Raw genomic sequence first — 19,099 nt, 5'->3', positions numbered from 1 at the left:
GCCGCTTCGCCGCAAACGGGCGCCCACCTGCGGGAAGGGCTCGTCGTACGTCCGGCGCGGGAGGGACGTGGTGAACGTGGCCGGTGTCGGGCGCCGGTCCGGCGCGCGAAGGCGGAACCGGGTGCGAGTGATCCCCATACGGTCGGGAAACGCCCGATGACGACCCGTGACAGCGCTCACCGGGTGACGGCCGAATGGGGGAGGATGACGGGGAGACGTCAGGAGAGGAAAGCCATGAGCATCGACCCGTCCTCGGTCCCGAGGCCGAACTTCGTTCCCGCGCCGCCGGTCCTCCGGCCGACGCAGGATCTGATCAAGCAGGTCCTCACCGAGCTCCAGATCAACCACTTCGTCGACGAAGAGGGGGATGTCGGTGCGCCGTGGGAGGGCTTCCGCATCTACTTCATGCTCAAGGGCGAGAATTCCGAGATCTACACGGTCCGGATGTTCCTCGACCGCGAGTTCGACGTGACCGACAAGCCGCGCATCCTGGAGATCCTGGACGACTGGCACCGGCAGTACTTCTGGCCGAAGGCCTACACCCACGTCCACGACGACGGCCGCCTGCGGATCATCGCGGAGGCGCAGCTCGACCTCGAGCCGGGCGTCAACCGCGAGCTGTTCGTGTTCACGACCCGCGCGTGGATCAGCACGTGCATCTCGTTCTCGAACTGGCTCACGGAGCAGATCCCCCCGGCGGACGCCTGAACCACGCGCACGCCGCTCGGCGGGAGACGTACGCGGGGAGCACGAAGCCGGGGCGGGGGCGTGCCGCGCACACGCGTGCACACCCCGCTCCGGACCCCCGCTCCGGACCCCCGCTCCGGACCCCCGCTCCGGACCCCCGCTCCGGACACGCGCGGCGGTCGCCCCTTGCGGCGGCGTCGCGTCAGCGGAGCGTCGCGAGGCGCTTTGCCGCCTCGGCCAAGACGTCCTCGCGCTTGCAGAAGGCGAAGCGCACCAGCGGGCGGCCGATCTTCCGGGCCTCGGGTGTGTCGTCGAAGAAGACCATCTCGGGGACCGCGACCACGCCGCACAGCTCCGGCAGCCGACGGCAGAAGTCCAGCCCGTCGTCGAACCCGAGCGGGGTGATGTCGGTCGTGACGAAGTACGTGCCCTGCGGGCGGTACACGGTCAGCCCCGCGGCCTCCAGACCCGCCACGAGCACGTCGCGCTTCTCGCGCATCCCGTCCCGGAACGCCGTGAAGTACGCGTCCGGCAGCCGCAGCGCGCGGGCGACCGCCGGCTGGAACGGGCCGCCGGAGACGTAGGTCAGGAACTGCTTCGTCGTCCGCACCGCCGCGACCAACTCCGGTGTCGCGCACACCCATCCGATCTTCCAGCCGGTGAACGAGAACGTCTTGCCCGCCGAACTGATCGTGACCGTACGCTCCCGCATGCCCGGCAGCGACGCGAGCGGGACGTGCTCGCCGTCGAAGACCAGGTGCTCGTACACCTCGTCGGTGACCACCACCAGATCGTGCTCGACCGCGAGTTCGGCGACCGAGGCCAGCTCGTCGCGGGTGAGCACGGTACCCGTCGGGTTGTGCGGGGTGTTGAGGATGAGCAGGCGCGTACGCGGGGTGATCGCGGCGCGCAACGCGTCCCGGTCGAGCCGGAAGTACGGCGGTCGCAGCGGTACGCCCACGCGCACGCCCCCGGCCATCGCGATGCACGCCGCGTACGAGTCGTAGTACGGCTCCAGCGCGACGACCTCGTCCCCGGGCTCGACGAGCGCGAGCACCGCCGCGGCGATCGCCTCGGTGGCGCCGGTGGTCACCAGGACCTCGGTATCCGGGTCGTAATGCATGCCGTGGAAGCGCCGGCGGTGTTCGGCGATCGCGAGCCGCAGGTCGGGCAGGCCGGGCCCGGGAGGGTACTGGTTGAGGTGGGCGCCCGTGTCGCGCAGCGCCGCGACGGCGATCTCGCGGATCTCGTCCGGGCCGTCGGTGTCGGGGAACCCCTGGCCGAGGTTGATGGCACCGGTTTTCGCCGCCAAGGCGGACATTTCGGCGAAGATCGTCGTACCCAGGCCGTCCAGACGGCGGTTCAGCAGCGGGCGGCCCATGGGCGTCACCTGTCCCTTTCCGAAGTCCGGATGATCCGGACCAATCACGTCGTCAACGTGTCCCGTCACTGGTAAAAACCGCTCACCGGCGACGCGTCACTCGTCACTTCTTGCTGATCACTTCCGGTCGGGTCGGCCCGACGTCGACCACTTGGTTTCGGCCGTGCCGCTATCCGCGACGATCCTTGAACACCCTGCCGCATCCACTCGGGATTTCACCCGAATGAGTGAACCGCTTTCACTGTCACGGGTGACGACTGGGCTGAGCGCACCGCCTACCGTGGATCGAGCCCTGGGCTGTCAGGGCGGTGACGACCCACACATTTCCTTGTCCACCCGCGCCGAACCGCGCGCCGATCCCGCGCGCCCGCGCGCAGAAGCCCGACCTGCCATGCATGCCGAACTGACCACCGCGTACACCGATACCCGCGCCGACGCCCTGGGCTGGTACCTGGGGCTCGGCCCCTTACGCCCCCTCGCCTCGCGCTCGCTCGAACTGGGCGGCGTGCGTCTGGAGTTGTGCCTGCTGGGCGCCTCCCACCAAGTGCTCGTCCACGCTCCGCGCGGCGTGTGCTCGGAGACCGTGGCCTGCCTCGGCAGCGCGCGCACCCCGATGCCGGCGCGTGCCGCGCAGCGCGTCGACGGATGGGACTACGAGTTCACGTCGCTCGTCGAATTCCTGCCGGGCGACCGCTTCGACGCCCGCGTGTGCGCCCTCGTCACCGCCGTCGAGAGGCACCCGGGCGGGATGGTCGGCGCGTACCCCGGCGTGCCGAACGCGGTCACCGCCATCACCGCCGAACGATCGGGCGAGGGCTTCGGCTGGTCCACGTGGCACACGTATCCGCAGGAAGGGCGCATCGTCAGCACCCGCAGCCGGGCCACGTGAACGCACCCGACCTCGCGGGGGCCGCGAAGGACGCGCGCACCGCCAACCCGCCGGCGTACGCACGCGACGCCGCCGAACACATCCCCGCCGCCCTGCCCCTGCCCCCGACCGCCGCCCGCTGGGTGGTCCTCGCCGCCGTCCTCGTGTGCTCGGCGTGCGGGCTCGTGTACGAACTCGCCCTGGTCGCCCTCGCCGGCCGCCTCGGCCCCGATCCGGTCGCCGAGACGTCGATCGTGCTGTCGGTCATGGTCTTCGCGATGGGCATCGGCGCGCTCGCCGCCAAGCCGTGGGCGCACCGCCCCGCCGAGGCGTTCGCCGTCGTGGAGAGCGCGCTCGCGGCCGTCGGCGGCACCTCGGTGACGGCCGTCTACGTCGCGGACCACGCGCTCGGCCTCTACCGCGCGGGGATGCTCGCCGTCTGCCTGGCCACCGGCGCCCTCGTCGGCGCCGAGATCCCGCTGCTGATGACGCTCGTGCAGCGGATCCGCCGCCAGGAGGCGGGCCACGCGGTCGCCGACCTGTTCGCCGCCGACTACGTCGGCGCGCTCGGCGGCGGCCTGCTCTTCCCGTTCCTGCTGCTGCCCGCACTCGGCGAGGTCGGCACGGTCGCGGTCGCGGGCGCGGTGAACGCCCTGGTCGGGACGTGCGTGGTGCTGTGGCTCTTCCGCGCCGACCTCGGCCGGCGGGCGCGCGTGCGGGTGTGCCTGCTGGTGGCGGCGGTCGTCGCCGCCATCGCCGCGGTCGCGGTGTGCGGCCCGACCCCGCCGGACGCGACGCGCGAAGGCGACAGGCCGACATGTTCGTCCTCGTGTCCGGCCGGTGCGTAGGCTTCGCCACGGTGCGTGCCGTGTCGCACAGGTGTGCCCGCGGCACCGCCACAGGCGCACGCAAGGCCCGACAGGGCGCGCGGACCACCCGCGGCGTCCGCAGGCGGAGGAGGGAAGGCGATCCCATGGCGTACGAGGTCGTGGTGCCGATTCCGGTCCGGCTCGTATGGGGTGTGTTCCACGACCCGGCCCGCCTGGCCGGGTGCGTTCCGGGGCTCACCAACGACGCACCCCCGCGCAACGGCGGCGAGGGCCCGCAGCTCACCGGGCGCCTGCGGCTGCGCGCCGGCGGGACGACGGTGACCTACAAGGGCACTCTCGCCGTCACCGAGGCCGAGGATCTGCCGCTGGCGATCGTGGTCGCCGCCGAAGGCGTCGAGGCGCGGGGCGACGCGCCGATCAAGGCGGTGCTGACGATCCGGCTGGACGACGAAGCCTCGTCCACACGCCTGGTGTTCGACGGCTCGATGACCGCGCAGGGCCGCACCGCCGAGCTGTCGCCCGACCAACTCGCCGCCGCCTGGCGGCGCTTGGCGGACCGCTTCACCGCCGCGCTCACCGAGGAGCTCGCTCCCGTCCGCGACCAGGAGGTCCCCGAACCGGTCCCGGTACGCCGGGCCGGCGCCCGCTCGTCGTCCGCGTCGAGCGCCCGCCCGGTCGTCGTCCCGGCCCCCGGTCCCGAACCGGTGCGCGGTACACCGCTGCTGCGCCGGATCGGCCCGCCCGCCGCGATGGTCGTCGGCGCGCTCCTCATCGGCCGCGCGTTCCGCCGCCGCAGGAGCGGGTGACCAGCGGTCGCGGCACCCGCCCTGCCGGTGGTGGTCCGCGGCCGACCGGCGCGGAGGCCGCCGCGACCGGCGGCATTAGGCTCTCCGCCATGAGCGCCGACCGTGATGCCCTACTCGCCCAGATCAAGGACAAGGCCGTCGTGCACGGCCGGGTCACCCTCTCGTCCGGCAAAGAGGCCGACTACTACGTCGACCTGCGCCGCGTGACGCTGGACGCCGAGGCCGCCCCGCTGGTCGGCTCCGTGATGCTCGACGCGACCGCCGGGCTCGACTACGACGCGGTCGGCGGGCTCACCCTCGGCGCGGACCCGGTGGCCGCCGCCATGCTGCACACGGCCTCGGCGCGGGGCCGCCGGCTCGACGCGTTCGTCGTCCGCAAGACGGGCAAGGCGCACGGCCTGCAGCGCCGCATCGAAGGCCCGGACGTGGCGGGACGCCGCGTGCTCGCGGTCGAGGACACCTCCACCACCGGAGGCTCGGTGCTCGCGGCGGTTGAGGCCCTGCGCGAGGCGGGCGCCGACGTCGTCGGGGTGGCGGTCATCGTGGAGCGCGGCGCGGCCCCCGCGATCGAGGCCGCCGGGCTGCCGTACGTCACCGCGTACACCCTGGACGACCTCGGCCTCGGCTGACCCGCACGACCGAGCCCCCGACCCCGAGCCCCCGACCCCCGGACCCGCGTCCCGAGAGCGGCGTCCGGACATCCGCGAACGACCAGGCGCCCCGGCGAATAGCCGTGGGCGCCTGGTCGTTCGCCGTGGACCCCGTGGACCCGTGACGGATCCCGCGCGGGTGCTCGCAGCAGCCGGGGTCAGTTGCTGTTCTGCGCGACCGGCTCCTCGGCGCGGTCGGCGGACGGGCCGTCGCCGCGCTTCTTCGCCCGCCGCTCGCGGAAGACCTCGATGATGATCGGCAGCAGCGAGATCACGACGATGACCGCGATGCCCGGCAGCAGGTACTTGTCGATGCTGTCGCCGATCGCGTCGCCGAGGAAGTAGCCGGCCAGGATGATGCCGACCGTCCAGACGACGCCGCCGACGACGTTCCACACGAAGAACTTCCGGGCCGGCATCTCCAGCACGCCCGCGACCGGGTTCAGGAAGGTCCGCACAATCGGAATGAACCGGGCGAGCACCACGGCCTTCGCCGGGCCGAACTTCTCGAAGTAGTGTTCGGCCTTCTCCACGTACTCTTTTTTGAAAAGCTTTGAATTCGGTTTGTTGAACATTTTGGGACCGGCCTTGGTCCCGATGAGGTGGCCGAGCTGGGCGCCGGCGATCGCGCACAGCGGCGCGCCGATGAGCAGCCAGGTCAGCGGCAGCGTCGTGCCGACGACCTTCTCGGCCGAGCTGGAGGCCGCGACTCCGGCCAGGAAGAGCATCGAGTCGCCCGGGAAGAAGAATCCGACGAGAAGGCCGGTTTCCGCGAAGATGATGGCGAGGATGCCGATGAGTCCGAATGTCGAAATGACGGACGTGGCATCGAGCACGTTCACAGCGAGGGAATCCACCTGCGCAGGGTAGCCGTATTGCGGGACTCCGGGGCATTCGGCGGCCCGGGCACGCGTTCGACCGGGGCACCCCCCGACCCCGGCGGCCCCGCCGCTCTCCGGCAAGCGAGGATGGGCGCACGTGACAGCCGGACTACGGAGCTAGCGCATGGAACGACTGGTGGTCATCGGCGGCGACGCGGCGGGCGGCGCGACCGCCGCGCAGGCCCGGCGCCGCAGGGGCGCCGACGACCTGGAGATCGTGGTCGTTGAGCGCGGCCCGTACACGTCGTACTCCGCCTGCGGCGTCCCCTATTGGGTCGGCGGCCTGGTCGCCGGGCCCGACGCGCTCATCGCCCGGTCACCCGAGGAACACCGCAGGCGCGGCCTCGACGTGCGGCTCGACACCGAGGCCGAGGGCATCGACCTGGACAAGCGCGAGGTCGAGGTGCGCGACACCGCGACCGGCGCCGCCCACCGCATCGGCTTCGACCACCTGGTCCTGGCGACCGGCGCCACCCCGGTCCGGCCGCCGATCCCCGGCATCGACGCCCCGGGGGTGTACGGCGTGCAGACCCTCGACGACGGCCGCGCCCTCATCGACGGGTTCGCCCCGGCGCGTACCCGGGCCGTCGTCATCGGCGGCGGCTACATCGGCATCGAGATGGCCGAGGCGATGAAGCAGCGCGGCCTCGCGGTGACCGTCCTGGACCGCGGCGCGCAGCCGATGTCCACACTCGACCCCGACATGGGCGTCCTGGTGCACACCCAGATGGAGGCGCTGGGCATCGACGTCGTCACCGGCGCCGACATCCAGGGCATCGAGACGGCCCCCGACGGGCGCGTGCGGGCCGTGGTCACGTCGGACGCGGAGTACCCGGCCGACGTCGTGGTGCTCGGCACCGGCGTACGCCCGGCCACCGAACTCGCCCGCGCCGCCGGGCTCCCGCTCGGCGACAGCGGCGGCATCCGCACCGACCTGCGGATGCGCGTGTGGGGCGACGACGCGCGGCACGCCGGAGTCTGGGCCGCCGGCGACTGCGTCGAGGTGCTGAACCTGGTGTCCGGCCGGTTCCAGCACATCCCCCTCGGCACCCACGCCAACAAGCAGGGCCGAGTGGCCGGCATGAACATCGGCGGTGACTACGCGACCTTTCCGGGAGTGGTCGGCACGGCGGTGAGCAAGGTCTGCGACCTGGAGATCGGCCGGACCGGACTGCGCGAGAAGGACGCCGAGGCGGCCGGCTTCGCGTACGAGACCGCGGTGATCGAATCGACCGGCCGCGCCGGCTACTACCCGGGCGCGGACACGATGACGGTGAAGATGATCGCCGAGCGCGTCAGCGGTCGGCTGCTCGGCGTGCAGATCGTCGGACGCGACGGCGCGGCCAAGCGCATCGACACCGCCGCGGTCGCGCTGACCGCGCGCATGACCGCCGAGGACGTCACCGCACTCGACCTCGGCTACGCGCCGCCGTTCTCGCCCGTGTGGGACCCCATCCTCGTCGCCGCGCGCAAGGTCGCGGGCAAGGTCGCGGGGCCCGCGCTCTGAACGGCCGCACGACACCGCGGGACGAAACGCCGTGCCGAAACGTTGCGGCGGATCGCCGCGGTGGGTACGTCTTCTCCAGGACGGCGGCCCGGGGGAGGAGGGTGTCTCCGGACAACCGGTCTGCCAGGATGGGCGTCAAGCGGTGATACGGCCATCCGTGTCGAAACCCTCATATCCGCCGCACGCTCGTTTGACGAGGAGCCAAACGCATGCCCATCGCAACTCCCGAGGTCTACGCCGAGATGCTCGACCGCGCGAAGGCCGGTCGGTTCGCCTACCCCGCGATCAACGTGACCTCGTCCCAGACCCTGAACGCCGCCCTGCGCGGCTTCGCCGAGGCGGAGAGCGACGGCATCATCCAGGTGTCCACCGGCGGCGCGGAGTTCCTGTCCGGCACCACGGTCAAGGACATGGTCACCGGCTCGGTCGCCTTCGCCGAGTTCGCGAAGGTGGTCGCCGAGAAGTACTCGGTCAACATCGCCCTGCACACCGACCACTGCCCCAAGGACAAGCTGGACGGCTTCATGCGTCCGCTCGTCGACATCTCCGCGGAGCGCGTCAAGAAGGGCCTCGACCCGCTCTACCAGTCGCACATGTGGGACGGCTCGGCCGTGCCGCTCGACGAGAACCTGACGATCGCGCAGGAGCTGATCGTCAAGTGCGCCGCCGCGCGCATCGTCATGGAGGTCGAGATCGGCGTCGTCGGCGGCGAGGAGGACGGCGTCGACAACGAGATCAACGACAAGCTCTACACGACCCCCGAGGACGCGCTCAAGACCGTCGAGGCGCTCGGCCTCGGCGAGAAGGGCCGCTACATGCTGGCGGCCACCTTCGGCAACGTGCACGGCGTCTACAAGCCCGGCAACGTCGTGCTGCGCCCGTCGATCCTCAAGGACATCCAGGACGCGGTCGCCGCGAAGCACGGCAAGGACCGCCCGTTCGACCTGGTGTTCCACGGCGGTTCGGGCTCGCTGCTGGAGGAGATCCGCGAGGCGCTCGACTACGGCGTGGTGAAGATGAACGTCGACACCGACACGCAGTACGCCTTCACCCGCCCGATCGTCGACCACGTGATGCGCAACTACGACGGCGTCCTCAAGATCGACGGCGAGGTCGGCAACAAGAAGCAGTACGACCCGCGTTCGTACGGCAAGGCGGCCGAGACGTCGATGGCCGAGCGCGTCGTCGTCGCGTGCCAGGACCTGCGCTCGGCGGGTACGCGCCTGAAGTGACCCGAGCGGCGGCCCGGTCCGCCCGCAAGCCCGCGGCCGTGCCACGCGAGGGCCGGGCGGGGCACGGGCGTTCACGGCCTTCGCCCGGTTTTCGGTGGCCCGGTGCCCTCGCGGCACCGGGCCACCGCCCGTGCGCCGCGGGAACTCCCGCGGGATCAGTGCAGGATGGGGGCATGACGATCGACCAGAACCTCTTCGGCGGTCCCGACCCGACCCTGCTCCCCGACGAGCCGGAGCCCCGCGCGCTCCTCGCCTCGGGCACCGACCCGGCCGAAGTCGCGGCGAAGTACCCCACCTCCTCGGCCGCGTGGGCCGCGCTCGCCGACCGCGCGTTCGCCGCGGGCGAGACCGTCGCGTCGTACGCGTACGCGCGCACCGGCTACCACCGCGGCCTCGACGCGCTGCGCAAGGCGGGCTGGCGCGGGCACGGCCCGGTGCCGTGGGAGCACGCGCCCAACCAGGGCTTCCTGCGCGCCCTGCACGCGCTCGCGCGCGCCGCGGGAGCGATCGGCGAGGAGGAGGAGCAGGTGCGCTGCACGTTGTTCCTGCGCGAGAGCAGCAAGGCCGCGGCCGACGCGCTGGAGGGCTGAGCCCCCGGGCCCCGCGGCCCGGCCCACCACGACGACGCGGGCCGGGGCGGTTCCGGCGCGCCCATGACGGGTTCCGACGGCCTGTCAGGCCGCCGGTGCCGTCTCAGCGCGCCGCCGCCTCCGGCACATACAGGCGCCAGCCCGCCGCGCGCACCGTCCAGGTGCGCAGCCGCACCGGGCCGGTGGCCATCGCGTCGGCCTCGTAGGTGAAGTCGTCGCCGCAGACGGTGATCTCGCGGGCGCGCACCTCGACCAGCCCGTGTGCGGCGGCGTCGTCGGACGCGCGCTCGGTGCCGCGCGTCTGGGCGGGGAGCCCGAAGCGGCCCGCCGCCGCGTAGCCGGTGACCAGGACGCTCGCCGTCCCGGTCGCGGGGGCGGGCTGGGTGCGGGTGGCGCCGGAGGGCTCCGGTCCGTCGGTGCCGACGGACCGTTCCTGCACGACCGCCGTCGGCGGTTCCGCCGAAGTGCCCGACTCCGCCGGGCTGTTGCCGCGGTCGTCGCAGCCGACGTGCACCGAGAACAGCGGGCGGTCGGTATCGGCCAGCACCGCGCCGTCGGCCTCGACGCGCAGCCGGTGCCCGGCCGGGCCGACCGCCGAGGACACCGAGTGGACCGCGACGTCCCACATCTGACGCAGCGTCTTGCGGGCCGCGGGGCCGGCGAGCGACGCGGGACGGACCGCGCGGACACCGTTGCCGATGCGGACCGAGCGCAGCGCCACGCCGCCGAGGTCGTCGAGCAGCAGGTCCAGCGCGCGGTCGTGGCCGCCGAGCGCGACTCGGGCGGCCTTGGCGGGCTCCGCGGGCAGTCCGAGCGCCGCCGCGAGGGCGTTGTCGGCGCCCGGGCGCGCGGCGACCGGGACGACCCCGAGCGGGGTCTCGGCAAGCTCGCCGCCGCGCTCCAGGAGGCGGACCACGGAGTGCACGCCGCCGTCGCCGGCGACCACCACGACACGCCGACGGCCGCGCCGGGCGAGGGCCCGTTCCAGCTCCGCGGAATCGGCGGGAACCACGATTTTGGCGGGGGCTGCGGCCCGCAATACGTCCAGCGCGACCCGTACCGACTCGCCGTCCACCGAGCGTGCCGCGGGGTCTGTGATCACGAGCAGCGCACGCTCGGCCGACACCGGTCGTCCTTCCTCAGGTAACCTCTCCCCGCAAGAGCCCCTTGCGCGCAGGCGTCAAGGGGCTTGGACTTTCCGGGGCTCCCGTGAACAAACATGCCCCGCCAGGAAGGGGTGTACGCCTCATGCCCGCACTCGTGCTCGTCGGTGCCCAATGGGGAGACGAGGGCAAGGGGAAGGCCACCGACCTGCTCGGCGGTTCGGTCGACTACGTGGTCCGCTACCAGGGCGGCAACAACGCCGGCCACACGGTGGTCGTCGGGGACCAGAAGTACGCGCTGCACCTTCTGCCCTCCGGCATCCTCACACCGGGGTGCACCCCGGTCATCGGCAACGGGGTCGTCGTCGACCCCGGTGTGCTGCTTCAGGAGATCCACACGCTGCGGGACCGCGGCGTCGACACGTCGAAGCTCCTGATCTCCGGCAACGCCCACCTCATCACGCCCTACCACCGCACCCTCGACAAGGTGACGGAACGGTTCCTCGGCAAGCGGAAGATCGGCACCACGGGCCGGGGCATCGGACCCGCGTACGCGGACAAGATCAACCGCGTCGGGATCCGCGTCCAGGACCTGTTCGACCCCGGCATTCTGCAGCAGAAGGTCGAGAGCGCGCTGCGCGACAAGAACCAGATGCTGGTCAAGATGTTCAACCGGCGCGAGCTGTCGGTGCAGGCGGTCGTGGAGGAGTACCTCGGGTACGCCGACGCGGTCAAGGACTACGTCGCCGACACGACGTACATCCTCAACAACGCGCTCGACGAGGGCAAGGTCGTCCTGCTGGAGGGCGGCCAGGGGACGCTGCTGGACGTCGACCACGGCACGTATCCGTTCGTCACGTCGTCGAACCCGACGGCCGGCGGCGCGTGTGCCGGGTCGGGCATCGGGCCGACCAAGATCAGCCGCGTCATCGGCATCCTCAAGGCGTACACCACGCGCGTCGGCTCGGGGCCGTTCCCGACCGAGCTGCTGGACGACGACGGCGAGAAGCTGCGCACGATCGGGCACGAGTTCGGCGTGACCACCGGCCGCGACCGGCGCTGCGGCTGGTTCGACGCGGTGATCGCGCGGTACGCGGTGCGCGTCAACGGGCTGACCGACTTCTTCCTGACCAAGCTGGACGTGCTGACCGGCTGGGAGCGGATCCCCGTCTGCGTCGCGTACGAGATCGACGGTGTGCGGCACGACGAAATGCCGCTGTCGCAGTCCGACTTCCACCACGCCAAGCCGGTGTACGAGATGCTGCCGGGCTGGTCGGAGGACCTGACCGGTGCCAAGAGCCTGGACGACCTGCCCAAGAACGCCCGGGCCTACGTCAAGGCGCTCGAAGAGATGTCCGGCGCCCCGATCTCCGCGATCGGCGTCGGGCCGGGCCGCGACCAGACGATCGCCGTACGGTCGTTCCTGGACCGGTAGTCGCCCGGCGGCGTGCGGTCCCCCGAGCCGACGGAGTGCCGACGGACTGTCGGTCTCGGGGGCGTACGGCCGACAGAGTGCCCGTTTCGGGCCGCATGGGCGCTCTCTAGGCTGGGCCCATGACCACAGTGGACCCGGCGGCCGGGCAGGCCGTGTACGAAGCAGACCGCGCGCATGTCTTCCACTCCTGGTCCGCGCAGGGCGCCGTGACGCCCCTGCCGGTCGCGGGGGCCGAGGGCGCCTATTTCTGGGACTACGAGGGCAAGCGCTACCTCGACTTCGCGTCCCAGTTGGTCTTCACGAACATCGGCCACCAGCACCCGAAGGTCGTCGCGGCGATCAAGGAGCAGGCCGACAAGCTGTGCACGATCCAGCCGGCGTTCGCGAACGACGCGCGTAGCGAGGCCGCCCGCCTCATCGCCGAGCGCGCGCCCGGCGGCCTGAACCGGGTCTTCTTCACGAACGGCGGCGCCGAGGCCGTCGAGCACGCGGTGCGCATGGCCCGGCTGCACACCGGGCGGACGAAGGTGCTGACGACGTACCGCTCGTACCACGGGGCGACGGCCAACGCGATCGTCATGACCGGCGAGCCGAGGCGCTGGGCGAGCGACGCCAACGTCTCGGGGTTCGTGCACTTCTGGGGGCCCTACCTGTACCGCTCGCCGTTCCACGCGACCGACGAGGCGCAGGAGTGCCAGAGGGCGCTGGAGCACCTGGAGAACACCATCGTGTTCGAGGGCGCCGCGACGGTGGCCGCGGTCGTGCTGGAGCCGGTGGTCGGCACCGCCGGCATCCTGGTGCCGCCGCCGGGCTACCTCGCGGGGGTGCGCGCGCTGTGCGACAAGTACGGGATCGTCTTCGTCGCCGACGAGGTCATGGCCGGATTCGGCCGTACCGGCGCGTGGTTCGCGGTCGACAACTGGGACGTCACACCGGACCTCATCACGTTCGCGAAGGGCGTCAACTCCGGCTATGTGCCGCTCGGCGGCGTGATCATCGCGGAGTCGGTGTACGAGACCTTCCGCGAGCGGCCCTACCCCGGCGGCCTGACGTATTCCGGCCACCCGCTGGCCTGCGCGGCCGCGGTGGCGACGCTTACCGCGATGCGCGACGAGAAGATCGTCGAGCACGCCAAGTGGCTGGGTGACGCGGTGATCGGCCCGGGGCTGCGCGCGATCGCGGACCGGCACCCGTCGGTCGGCGAGGTGCGCGGGCTGGGCGTGTTCTGGGCCGTCGAGCTGGTCCGGAGCAAGGAGACGCGCGAGCCGCTGGTGCCGTACAACGCGGCGGGTGCGGACGCGAAGCCGATGAACGACTTCGCGGCGGCGTGCCGGGCACGCGGCCTGTGGCCGTTCGTCAACATGAACCGCACACACGTCGTCCCGCCGTGCACGACCGGCGAGGAGGAGGCCAAGGAAGGCCTCGCGATCCTGGACGAGGCACTCACGGTCGCCGACGCGTTCTGTGGGTGACCCCGCCCGCCCCTGACCGCGCGGGATGTGCCAAACGCGGGTTCGGGGGGACGCGGCGTACCGGCCACGGCCGTTCGCGGGGGCTCGGACCACCCGGCAGCGGGGGTCCGCGGGAACGGCCATGGCCGCGCCGCGTTTTCGTCGCCGCGTTTTTTGTCGCGCCATTGCTGCTCAAACCGGACATCCGTTCATATGATCGAGCGGATCGGATGGGGGATGCCCGTCGGTGCGGGGGCGCCGGCGGCCGGGGTGAGAAGAGACGACGTGCAGCCGGCTGAATCCGATGTGTTCACCGGGATCTCGTTCATGGGCGCGGTACGCCGCATCAGCCTGCGCGAGGAGATCGCCGAGGCACTCATCGACGACCTGGTGACCGGGCGCCTCTCCGCGGGGGCGTCACTGACCGTCAACGACACCGCCCGCCGTTTCGGGGTGTCCGCGACTCCCGTGCGCGAGGCGCTGATCCACCTCGCCGCGCACGGTCTGCTCACGGGCGGACACCACCGGGGCTTCCAGGTGGCGCAGTACGGATGGACCGACTTCACCGAGATCCTGGAGACCCGCAAGCTCATCGCCGTGCCGCTGGTCGGGCGCATCGCCCGCACGCTGCCGCCGGAGTGCGGCCCCGCGCTCGGGCGGCTCGCGGACCGGCTCGACACGATGCGCTGGTACGGCGACACCACCGAGACCGCCCTGATCGACCGTCAGTTCTTCGGTGAGCTGGGCCGGTTGTCCGGCAACGCGCGGCTGGCGGGCATGCTGCGGCTGATGCGGGTGCAGGCCTGGATGTATCTGGGGCCGTACCTGCGGGCCGCGCAGGTCCCGGCCGAGGCGTGGCGGCGGCACCGCGAACTCGTCGACCGTCTGGCGGCCGGCGACCCCGAGGGCGCGCAGGCGCTCATGCGCGACAACATCGCCGCCGCGCGGCCGTTCGCGAAGCGCCTCGTCGCGGCGGAGGGCGGTGAACCGGGCTGACGCCGATCCGGACGGAGGCGCCGGGGAGACGCCGGCGGGGACCTCGGCTAGCGTTGTCCACCGCATCGTTTCCACCAACACCCCGGTGTATTCCGCGTTTCCGTGCCACCGCGGTTCCGCGCCGCCGTACGGCCGTGGCCGCGCTGCCCGTTCCCGACCCTCGCACGCCTGGAGCCCCGCCGTGGACTGTGACGTCTGGCTCGTCCCGCTCGTCGACGCGCTGTGCCACAGCCCGGAGAACCCCTTCAAAGAGGAACTGGCCGCCTACGACATGGCGTTGACGGCCGGCGGGCTGCCGCCGGTGCCGGTCTACGCGTGGACGGAAGGGCTGGAGAAGGGCGTGTGGACGGTCGGGGCGTTCGACCACGACTCGCTGCACTTCCTGCGCCGCGCGTACCTGCTGCACCGCACGGGTTTTCCGGTGACCCCCGTGGACGTGCTCGGCGAGGACTACGACCAGTTGCTGGAGACCTTCGAGGCGGCGGCGCAGCACTCGCATCTGGTGTGGCACTACGACCATGCGGGCGCGTACCTGCCGGTGGACTTCCCCCGGCCGCTGATGGACGAGCCGCTGCCGGAGGACGGCGGGCCGCTGGGGTCGAGCCTGGGCATGCTGCGGGAACTGGAGGATCTGGCGCCCTACATCGGCGTGGACCTGCTGGACCCGCCCACGCCGCAGCCGACGTACGACGCGTCGCTGTACGCCCGCGAGCGTTTCGTGTGGGCGGTGCTCTACCACGCGGCGCAGCTGAGTGTGCGGCAGGGCTCGATGATCGTCTTCGCCTGAGCCGTCCGACGCCGTTTCCGGCCCATGACCCCCGAGCCGCACGCCGCGCGAGAAAAAGTTCCGCCTGCCCTGCAAGGAATGCGAGGCATCCGGACATAGACAGGCGACGGCTGAGGGACGGGGGTGCAGGTGGGGCGGGATGAGGCGTTCCGGGACATATACCGGGAGCACTACAACGCCGTGTTCCGCTACGCCTGGCGCCGCGTCGGTCCCGATGCCGCGCACGACGTCGCGGCCGAGGTCTTCCTGATTGCGTGGCGGCGCTGGGAGACCGTGCCTCGGACGGAACCCCTTCCGTGGCTCTACGGAGTCGGCCGCGGCGTCGTGCGGAACCACCAGCGAGCGGAGCACCGCGGGCTCATGCTGGAGGCCCGGCTCGCGGTCGAGCGCGACCAGCCGGGCCGCGACCTGGCCGACCGCGCGGCCGAGCGCAATTCGGTGGTCAACGCGTGGCAGAGCCTGGGCGAGACCGATCGCGAAGTGCTCGCGCTGGTGGGGTGGGAGGGGCTGGACATCCCGTCGGCCGCGAAGGTGATGAGCTGCTCGGTCGCGGCGTTCACGGCGCGTCTCTACCGTGCGAAACGCCGTCTGCGCACGGCTCTCGACCGTCAGGACAGGGCCGCCGAGGAAGCACCGGAGCGTCGCGGTGTCCCGGCCCGAATGGGTTTGGAGGAGCCATGCGTCTGACGGACGGCGTCCGCATGATGATGCACCAGGACGACCCCGCTCCACCGCACTCGGACGAGTTGTCGACGAGCGCGAGGTTCACGCTCGAGGACATCCTCGTCTCACGCCCCGACGCGGTGTCGGCCCGTACAGGGGTCGGGCCGACACCGCGTCGGATTCCGACCGGGCGGGCCCGCCGGGGATGGATCCTCGCGTTCGGCCTCGCGATCGTCGCCTCGACGGGAGTGGCGGTGTCCCTGGATTTCCCCGAGCCGAAGGACGCCCGGCTCCGGGGCAGCGTGTACTGCTACACGGACACCGATGTCGGCGCCGATCCGCCGCACGGCATCGAGACGATGCGGGTCGGTGTCCCGGACGCCGCGGCCACCGCCGTCGAGCAGTGCGCCGATTTGTGGCGGAACGGGACGTTGGAGCACGGTGCCCGGACGGGGATCGCCCGCCCGGCGCCCGGCCCGGACCGCGTTGTGCCGTCCCTGGTGGTGTGCGTGGTGAGGGACACCGCCGCGGTGTTCCCGGCGGGCCCGGGGTTCTGCCACGCCGCCGGCCTGCCGCCGCTGGAGGTGTTCCCGGCACCGGAGTCGGGCGGCCCGGCGGCCGAGTGAGTGCCGCCGCTCATTCCCCGGTCAGGGATAAATCTCCCACGACGACGCCTGGTTGTTGATTTGCGTGACATTCCAGCCGCCCGGCGGGAATCCCTCCACGATGCCGGCCTGATTGGTGTGCTGCCACAATTTCAGGTAGCAGCCGGCGGAGACGTCGACGTACGAGGTCTTGTCATTGAAGGCCCAGGGTATGTTGCCGGTTCCGTAATACGTGCACTGGTAGTCGCTGGTGATCCAGTTGGATTCGGGCGACCCGTAGTAGTCCCACAGCACCGCGGCGGTGTAGGAGCCGGCCGCGGTGGCGCGTGCGGCGAGGGCGCCGTCGCCGGCCCGGCTTTGTGTGATGAAGCCCTGGACCTCCGCGACCGTCGCGAAGCACGTCGTGGCGGCGTTGTCGGCGTTGATGACGCAGTGGTGGCCGGGGGCGCCGGCGGCCGGGGCGGCCGAGGCGGTGCCGGACAGCAGTGCGCCGCCCAGGGCCAGCGCCGCGGAGGCGGCGGCGATGCGTTTTCCGGTCATGACGACTCCGAATTCTTGTATACGACCACCGCGGGACGCGGATTCCGCGTTATCCGGAACAGGGCCCGGAGCGGTTCTCGGGTGAGAAAAGGAAAACGCATGGACGGCAGCCCGGACAATCCCCGTGCCCGGCGCGGAGTTTGATTTCGGCCAGATGCCTTCTCGGGATTTAACACTCTTTCTCGGGAGACTTTTCGGCACGCGTCTGGCCGGATTTCCGATAAACCGTCGCGGATACGGCGGGCGGGTGTCCGGCGGCCGGGGGCCGTGTTCCTTTTCCTGAGGGAATGTGGTGTTTGCCGCGGCATGACCCACCGGATATCACTCCGTTTTCCGGCCAACCCGGCGGGAGCCGTACAAGAGGCCGACAACCGCCACCGGGCGGACGCACGGGACGGGCGTCCGAGCGCCGCCGGGCGGGGCACTACGCTCGACCCCGTGAAGGTCCTCGTCATCGGCAGCGGTGCCCGCGAGCACGCGCTCTGCCGCTCGCTGTCCCTCGACCCCTCGGTCGACTCCCTCTACTGCGCGCCCGGCAACCCCGGCATCGCGGAGATCGCCGAGCAGCGGCAGGTCGACGTGACGGACGCCGCCGCGGTCGCCGACCTCGCCGCCCGTCTCGGGGTCGACCTGGTCGTCGTGGGTCCGGAGGCCCCGCTGGTCGCCGGATGCGCCGACGCGGTCCGCGCGCGCGGCATCGCGTGCTTCGGCCCGTCCGCCGAGGCCGCGCGGCTGGAGGGGTCCAAGGCCTTCGCGAAGGAGGTCATGGCGGCGGCCGGGGTCCCGACCGCGCGGTCCTATGTGTGCACCACCCCGGAGGAGGCCGCCGCCGCGCTCGACGCGTTCGGCCCCCCGTACGTCGTCAAGGACGACGGCTTGGCGGCCGGCAAGGGCGTCGTGGTGACCGACGACGTGGAGGTCGCGCGCGCGCACGCCGCGTCGTGCGAGCGGGTGGTGATCGAGGAGTTCCTCGACGGCCCCGAGGTGTCGCTGTTCGCGGTGACCGACGGCACGGCGTCGGTGGCCCTGCAGCCCGCCCAGGACTTCAAGCGCGTCGGCGACGGCGACACCGGGCCCAACACCGGCGGCATGGGCGCCTATTCACCGCTGCCGTGGGCGCCGGACGGGCTGGCCGACGACATCATGGCGACGGTCGTCAAACCCACCGTCGACGAGATGCGCCGCCGCGGCACCCCGTTCGCCGGTGTGCTGTACGTGGGCCTCGCGCTCACCTCGCGCGGCCCGCGCGTCATCGAGTTCAACTGCCGCTTCGGGGACCCCGAGACCCAGGTCGTGCTGGCCCGGCTGATCACGCCGCTGTCCTCGATCCTCCACGCGAGCGCGACCGGCAGGCTCGCCGACCTCGAACCCCTGCGCTGGCGCGACGGCGCCGCCGTCACGGTCGTGGTCGCCGCCGAGAACTACCCCGGGACGCCGCGCACCGGCGACCCGGTCGAGGGCCTCGCGGACGCCGCCGACGTCCCGGACGCGTTCGTGCTGCACGCCGGGACGCGCCGCGCCGAGGGCGGCGGCGTGCTGTCGTCGGGCGGACGCGTGCTCTCGGTGACCGCGACGGGCGACACGCTCGCCGCGGCGCGCGACCGGGCGTACGAGGCGGTCGGCCGCATCCGGCTCACGGGCGCGCAACACCGCACCGACATCGCGGCGCGCGCGCTGAAGGGCGAGATCACGCTCTGACGCCCCGCGCGGCCCGCGGTCGACCCGCCCGCGCGCTTGAGCCCGTCGTCGACCGGTGGCGGGCGGCCCGAGCCTGTACCCCGGATCGGGAGTCCTGATCCTCCCGATCGTCCGAGCCCGCGCTGTTCCTCCGGATTCGATCCGGAATCGGACCGGTTTCGATCCGGAGTCGTGCCGTTCCGATCATGTGATCGTCCGGTCGGACTCGGGTCCTGATCGAGTGCACCGACGATCCGTTTGTTGTGCCGATCGGCCCCGTGAGGGCCTTTTGGCTCACTCTCGCGGATGGAGTTCGCCCCGAACAGGCTGATCCGGCGAACTCGTCGCATTATCGTGCGAGCACTGTGGTTCGCCGTGCGGCGAACCGTGCTCCACGGCCTTCCCCGGGG

19 protein-coding genes are annotated in these 19,099 nt (G+C 72.0%); 15 read left to right on the top strand and 4 right to left on the bottom strand.

Features of this window, described 5'->3' with window-relative positions; translation table 11 throughout:
• The first annotated feature begins 234 nt into the window (after positions 1 to 234).
• Positions 235 to 708 (top strand): YbjN domain-containing protein, encoded by a 474-nt coding sequence (locus LO772_RS16965; protein WP_231779242.1) that lies wholly within the window; start codon positions 235 to 237, stop codon positions 706 to 708.
• A gap of 181 nt (positions 709 to 889) precedes the next feature.
• On the opposite strand, the gene LO772_RS16960 is transcribed toward LO772_RS16965, so the two are convergent.
• On the bottom strand, positions 890 to 2,068 hold the full coding sequence (locus tag LO772_RS16960; protein ID WP_231779241.1) for a pyridoxal phosphate-dependent aminotransferase: 1,179 nt from the start codon (positions 2,066 to 2,068) through the stop codon (positions 890 to 892).
• Between the two features lie 391 nt (positions 2,069 to 2,459).
• Here LO772_RS16960 and LO772_RS16955 point away from each other — a divergent pair, with 391 nt between their 5' ends.
• The 4 genes from LO772_RS16955 (at position 2,460) to pyrE (ending at position 5,201) form a co-directional block, all read left to right on the top strand.
• Entirely contained in the window at positions 2,460 to 2,957 is a 498-nt protein-coding gene (locus LO772_RS16955) for a DUF2617 family protein (protein WP_231779240.1), read from the top strand.
• Positions 2,954 to 3,784, top strand: coding sequence for a hypothetical protein (locus LO772_RS16950; RefSeq protein WP_231779239.1), 831 nt, complete (start codon positions 2,954 to 2,956; stop codon positions 3,782 to 3,784). Before LO772_RS16955 ends, LO772_RS16950 begins: the two co-directional genes overlap by 4 nt.
• Before the next feature lie 125 nt (positions 3,785 to 3,909).
• Complete coding sequence (locus tag LO772_RS16945; protein WP_231779238.1) at positions 3,910 to 4,572, top strand: SRPBCC domain-containing protein; 663 nt, start codon at positions 3,910 to 3,912, stop codon at positions 4,570 to 4,572.
• An 89-nt stretch (positions 4,573 to 4,661) separates the two neighbouring features.
• Positions 4,662 to 5,201, top strand: coding sequence for an orotate phosphoribosyltransferase (gene pyrE / locus LO772_RS16940; protein WP_231779237.1), 540 nt, complete (start codon positions 4,662 to 4,664; stop codon positions 5,199 to 5,201).
• Between the two features lie 179 nt (positions 5,202 to 5,380).
• Here the strand turns inward: pyrE and LO772_RS16935 are convergent, their stop codons facing one another.
• The gene (locus tag LO772_RS16935; RefSeq protein ID WP_231779236.1) at positions 5,381 to 6,079 is read right to left on the bottom strand and encodes a DedA family protein; all 699 of its coding nucleotides are present in this window, start codon (positions 6,077 to 6,079) and stop codon (positions 5,381 to 5,383) included.
• A 148-nt stretch (positions 6,080 to 6,227) separates the two neighbouring features.
• Between LO772_RS16935 and LO772_RS16930 the strand changes: the two genes are divergently transcribed.
• From LO772_RS16930 to LO772_RS16920, 3 genes are all read left to right on the top strand, one after another.
• Positions 6,228 to 7,610 carry an FAD-dependent oxidoreductase gene (locus tag LO772_RS16930; RefSeq protein WP_231779235.1) on the top strand — a complete coding sequence of 461 codons (1,383 nt, stop codon included), beginning with the start codon at positions 6,228 to 6,230 and terminating at the stop codon, positions 7,608 to 7,610.
• Positions 7,611 to 7,819: 209 nt separating this feature from the next.
• Positions 7,820 to 8,842, top strand: coding sequence for a class II fructose-bisphosphate aldolase (gene fbaA / locus LO772_RS16925; protein ID WP_231779234.1), 1,023 nt, complete (start codon positions 7,820 to 7,822; stop codon positions 8,840 to 8,842).
• 173 nt (positions 8,843 to 9,015) lie between these two features.
• Positions 9,016 to 9,432, top strand: a complete 417-nt coding sequence (locus LO772_RS16920) for a DUF3151 domain-containing protein (RefSeq protein ID WP_231779233.1) — start codon at positions 9,016 to 9,018, stop codon at positions 9,430 to 9,432.
• Positions 9,433 to 9,535: 103 nt separating this feature from the next.
• On the opposite strand, the gene LO772_RS16915 is transcribed toward LO772_RS16920, so the two are convergent.
• Complete coding sequence (locus tag LO772_RS16915; protein ID WP_231779232.1) at positions 9,536 to 10,558, bottom strand: diacylglycerol kinase family protein; 1,023 nt, start codon at positions 10,556 to 10,558, stop codon at positions 9,536 to 9,538.
• 122 nt (positions 10,559 to 10,680) lie between these two features.
• Between LO772_RS16915 and LO772_RS16910 the strand changes: the two genes are divergently transcribed.
• The 6 genes from LO772_RS16910 (at position 10,681) to LO772_RS16885 (ending at position 16,493) form a co-directional block, all read left to right on the top strand.
• Positions 10,681 to 11,970, top strand: coding sequence for an adenylosuccinate synthase (locus LO772_RS16910; RefSeq protein WP_231779231.1), 1,290 nt, complete (start codon positions 10,681 to 10,683; stop codon positions 11,968 to 11,970).
• Positions 11,971 to 12,089: 119 nt separating this feature from the next.
• Positions 12,090 to 13,442 (top strand): aspartate aminotransferase family protein, encoded by a 1,353-nt coding sequence (locus tag LO772_RS16905; protein ID WP_231779230.1) that lies wholly within the window; start codon positions 12,090 to 12,092, stop codon positions 13,440 to 13,442.
• A gap of 264 nt (positions 13,443 to 13,706) precedes the next feature.
• Positions 13,707 to 14,417 (top strand): GntR family transcriptional regulator, encoded by a 711-nt coding sequence (locus LO772_RS16900; protein WP_231779229.1) that lies wholly within the window; start codon positions 13,707 to 13,709, stop codon positions 14,415 to 14,417.
• Positions 14,418 to 14,598: 181 nt separating this feature from the next.
• Positions 14,599 to 15,204: a hypothetical protein gene (locus LO772_RS16895; protein ID WP_231779228.1), complete on the top strand. Its 606-nt coding sequence runs from the start codon at positions 14,599 to 14,601 to the stop codon at positions 15,202 to 15,204.
• A 129-nt stretch (positions 15,205 to 15,333) separates the two neighbouring features.
• Positions 15,334 to 15,891 (top strand): RNA polymerase sigma factor, encoded by a 558-nt coding sequence (locus LO772_RS16890; protein ID WP_231779227.1) that lies wholly within the window; start codon positions 15,334 to 15,336, stop codon positions 15,889 to 15,891.
• On the top strand, positions 15,882 to 16,493 hold the full coding sequence (locus LO772_RS16885) for a hypothetical protein (protein WP_231779226.1): 612 nt from the start codon (positions 15,882 to 15,884) through the stop codon (positions 16,491 to 16,493). The genes LO772_RS16890 and LO772_RS16885 overlap by 10 nt, the downstream gene beginning before the upstream one ends.
• A gap of 21 nt (positions 16,494 to 16,514) precedes the next feature.
• Here LO772_RS16885 and LO772_RS16880 read toward each other — a convergent pair whose 3' ends face one another.
• Complete coding sequence (locus tag LO772_RS16880; protein ID WP_231779225.1) at positions 16,515 to 17,012, bottom strand: hypothetical protein; 498 nt, start codon at positions 17,010 to 17,012, stop codon at positions 16,515 to 16,517.
• Positions 17,013 to 17,450: 438 nt separating this feature from the next.
• On the opposite strand from LO772_RS16880, the gene purD reads away from it, so the two are divergent.
• Positions 17,451 to 18,710 carry a phosphoribosylamine--glycine ligase gene (purD, locus tag LO772_RS16875; RefSeq protein WP_231779224.1) on the top strand — a complete coding sequence of 420 codons (1,260 nt, stop codon included), beginning with the start codon at positions 17,451 to 17,453 and terminating at the stop codon, positions 18,708 to 18,710.
• Positions 18,711 to 19,099: the final 389 nt, after the last annotated feature.

It is taken from the genome of Yinghuangia sp. ASG 101, assembly GCF_021165735.1.
Classification (GTDB): Bacteria; Actinomycetota; Actinomycetes; order Streptomycetales; family Streptomycetaceae; genus Yinghuangia.
This window is presented reverse-complemented; position numbering and strand designations above follow the sequence as displayed.

Coding starts and splice junctions, on each gene's coding strand:
- LO772_RS16920 (WP_231779233.1), top strand. CDS start 9,016: ATGACGATCGACCAGAACCTCTTCGGCGGTCCCGACCCGACCCTGCTC.
- LO772_RS16910 (WP_231779231.1), top strand. CDS start 10,681: ATGCCCGCACTCGTGCTCGTCGGTGCCCAATGGGGAGACGAGGGCAAG.
- LO772_RS16945 (WP_231779238.1), top strand. CDS start 3,910: ATGGCGTACGAGGTCGTGGTGCCGATTCCGGTCCGGCTCGTATGGGGT.
- LO772_RS16955 (WP_231779240.1), top strand. CDS start 2,460: ATGCATGCCGAACTGACCACCGCGTACACCGATACCCGCGCCGACGCC.
- LO772_RS16930 (WP_231779235.1), top strand. CDS start 6,228: ATGGAACGACTGGTGGTCATCGGCGGCGACGCGGCGGGCGGCGCGACC.
- LO772_RS16960 (WP_231779241.1), bottom strand. CDS start 2,068: ATGGGCCGCCCGCTGCTGAACCGCCGTCTGGACGGCCTGGGTACGACG.
- LO772_RS16965 (WP_231779242.1), top strand. CDS start 235: ATGAGCATCGACCCGTCCTCGGTCCCGAGGCCGAACTTCGTTCCCGCG.
- pyrE (WP_231779237.1), top strand. CDS start 4,662: ATGAGCGCCGACCGTGATGCCCTACTCGCCCAGATCAAGGACAAGGCC.
- LO772_RS16885 (WP_231779226.1), top strand. CDS start 15,882: ATGCGTCTGACGGACGGCGTCCGCATGATGATGCACCAGGACGACCCC.
- fbaA (WP_231779234.1), top strand. CDS start 7,820: ATGCCCATCGCAACTCCCGAGGTCTACGCCGAGATGCTCGACCGCGCG.
- LO772_RS16905 (WP_231779230.1), top strand. CDS start 12,090: ATGACCACAGTGGACCCGGCGGCCGGGCAGGCCGTGTACGAAGCAGAC.
- LO772_RS16880 (WP_231779225.1), bottom strand. CDS start 17,012: ATGACCGGAAAACGCATCGCCGCCGCCTCCGCGGCGCTGGCCCTGGGC.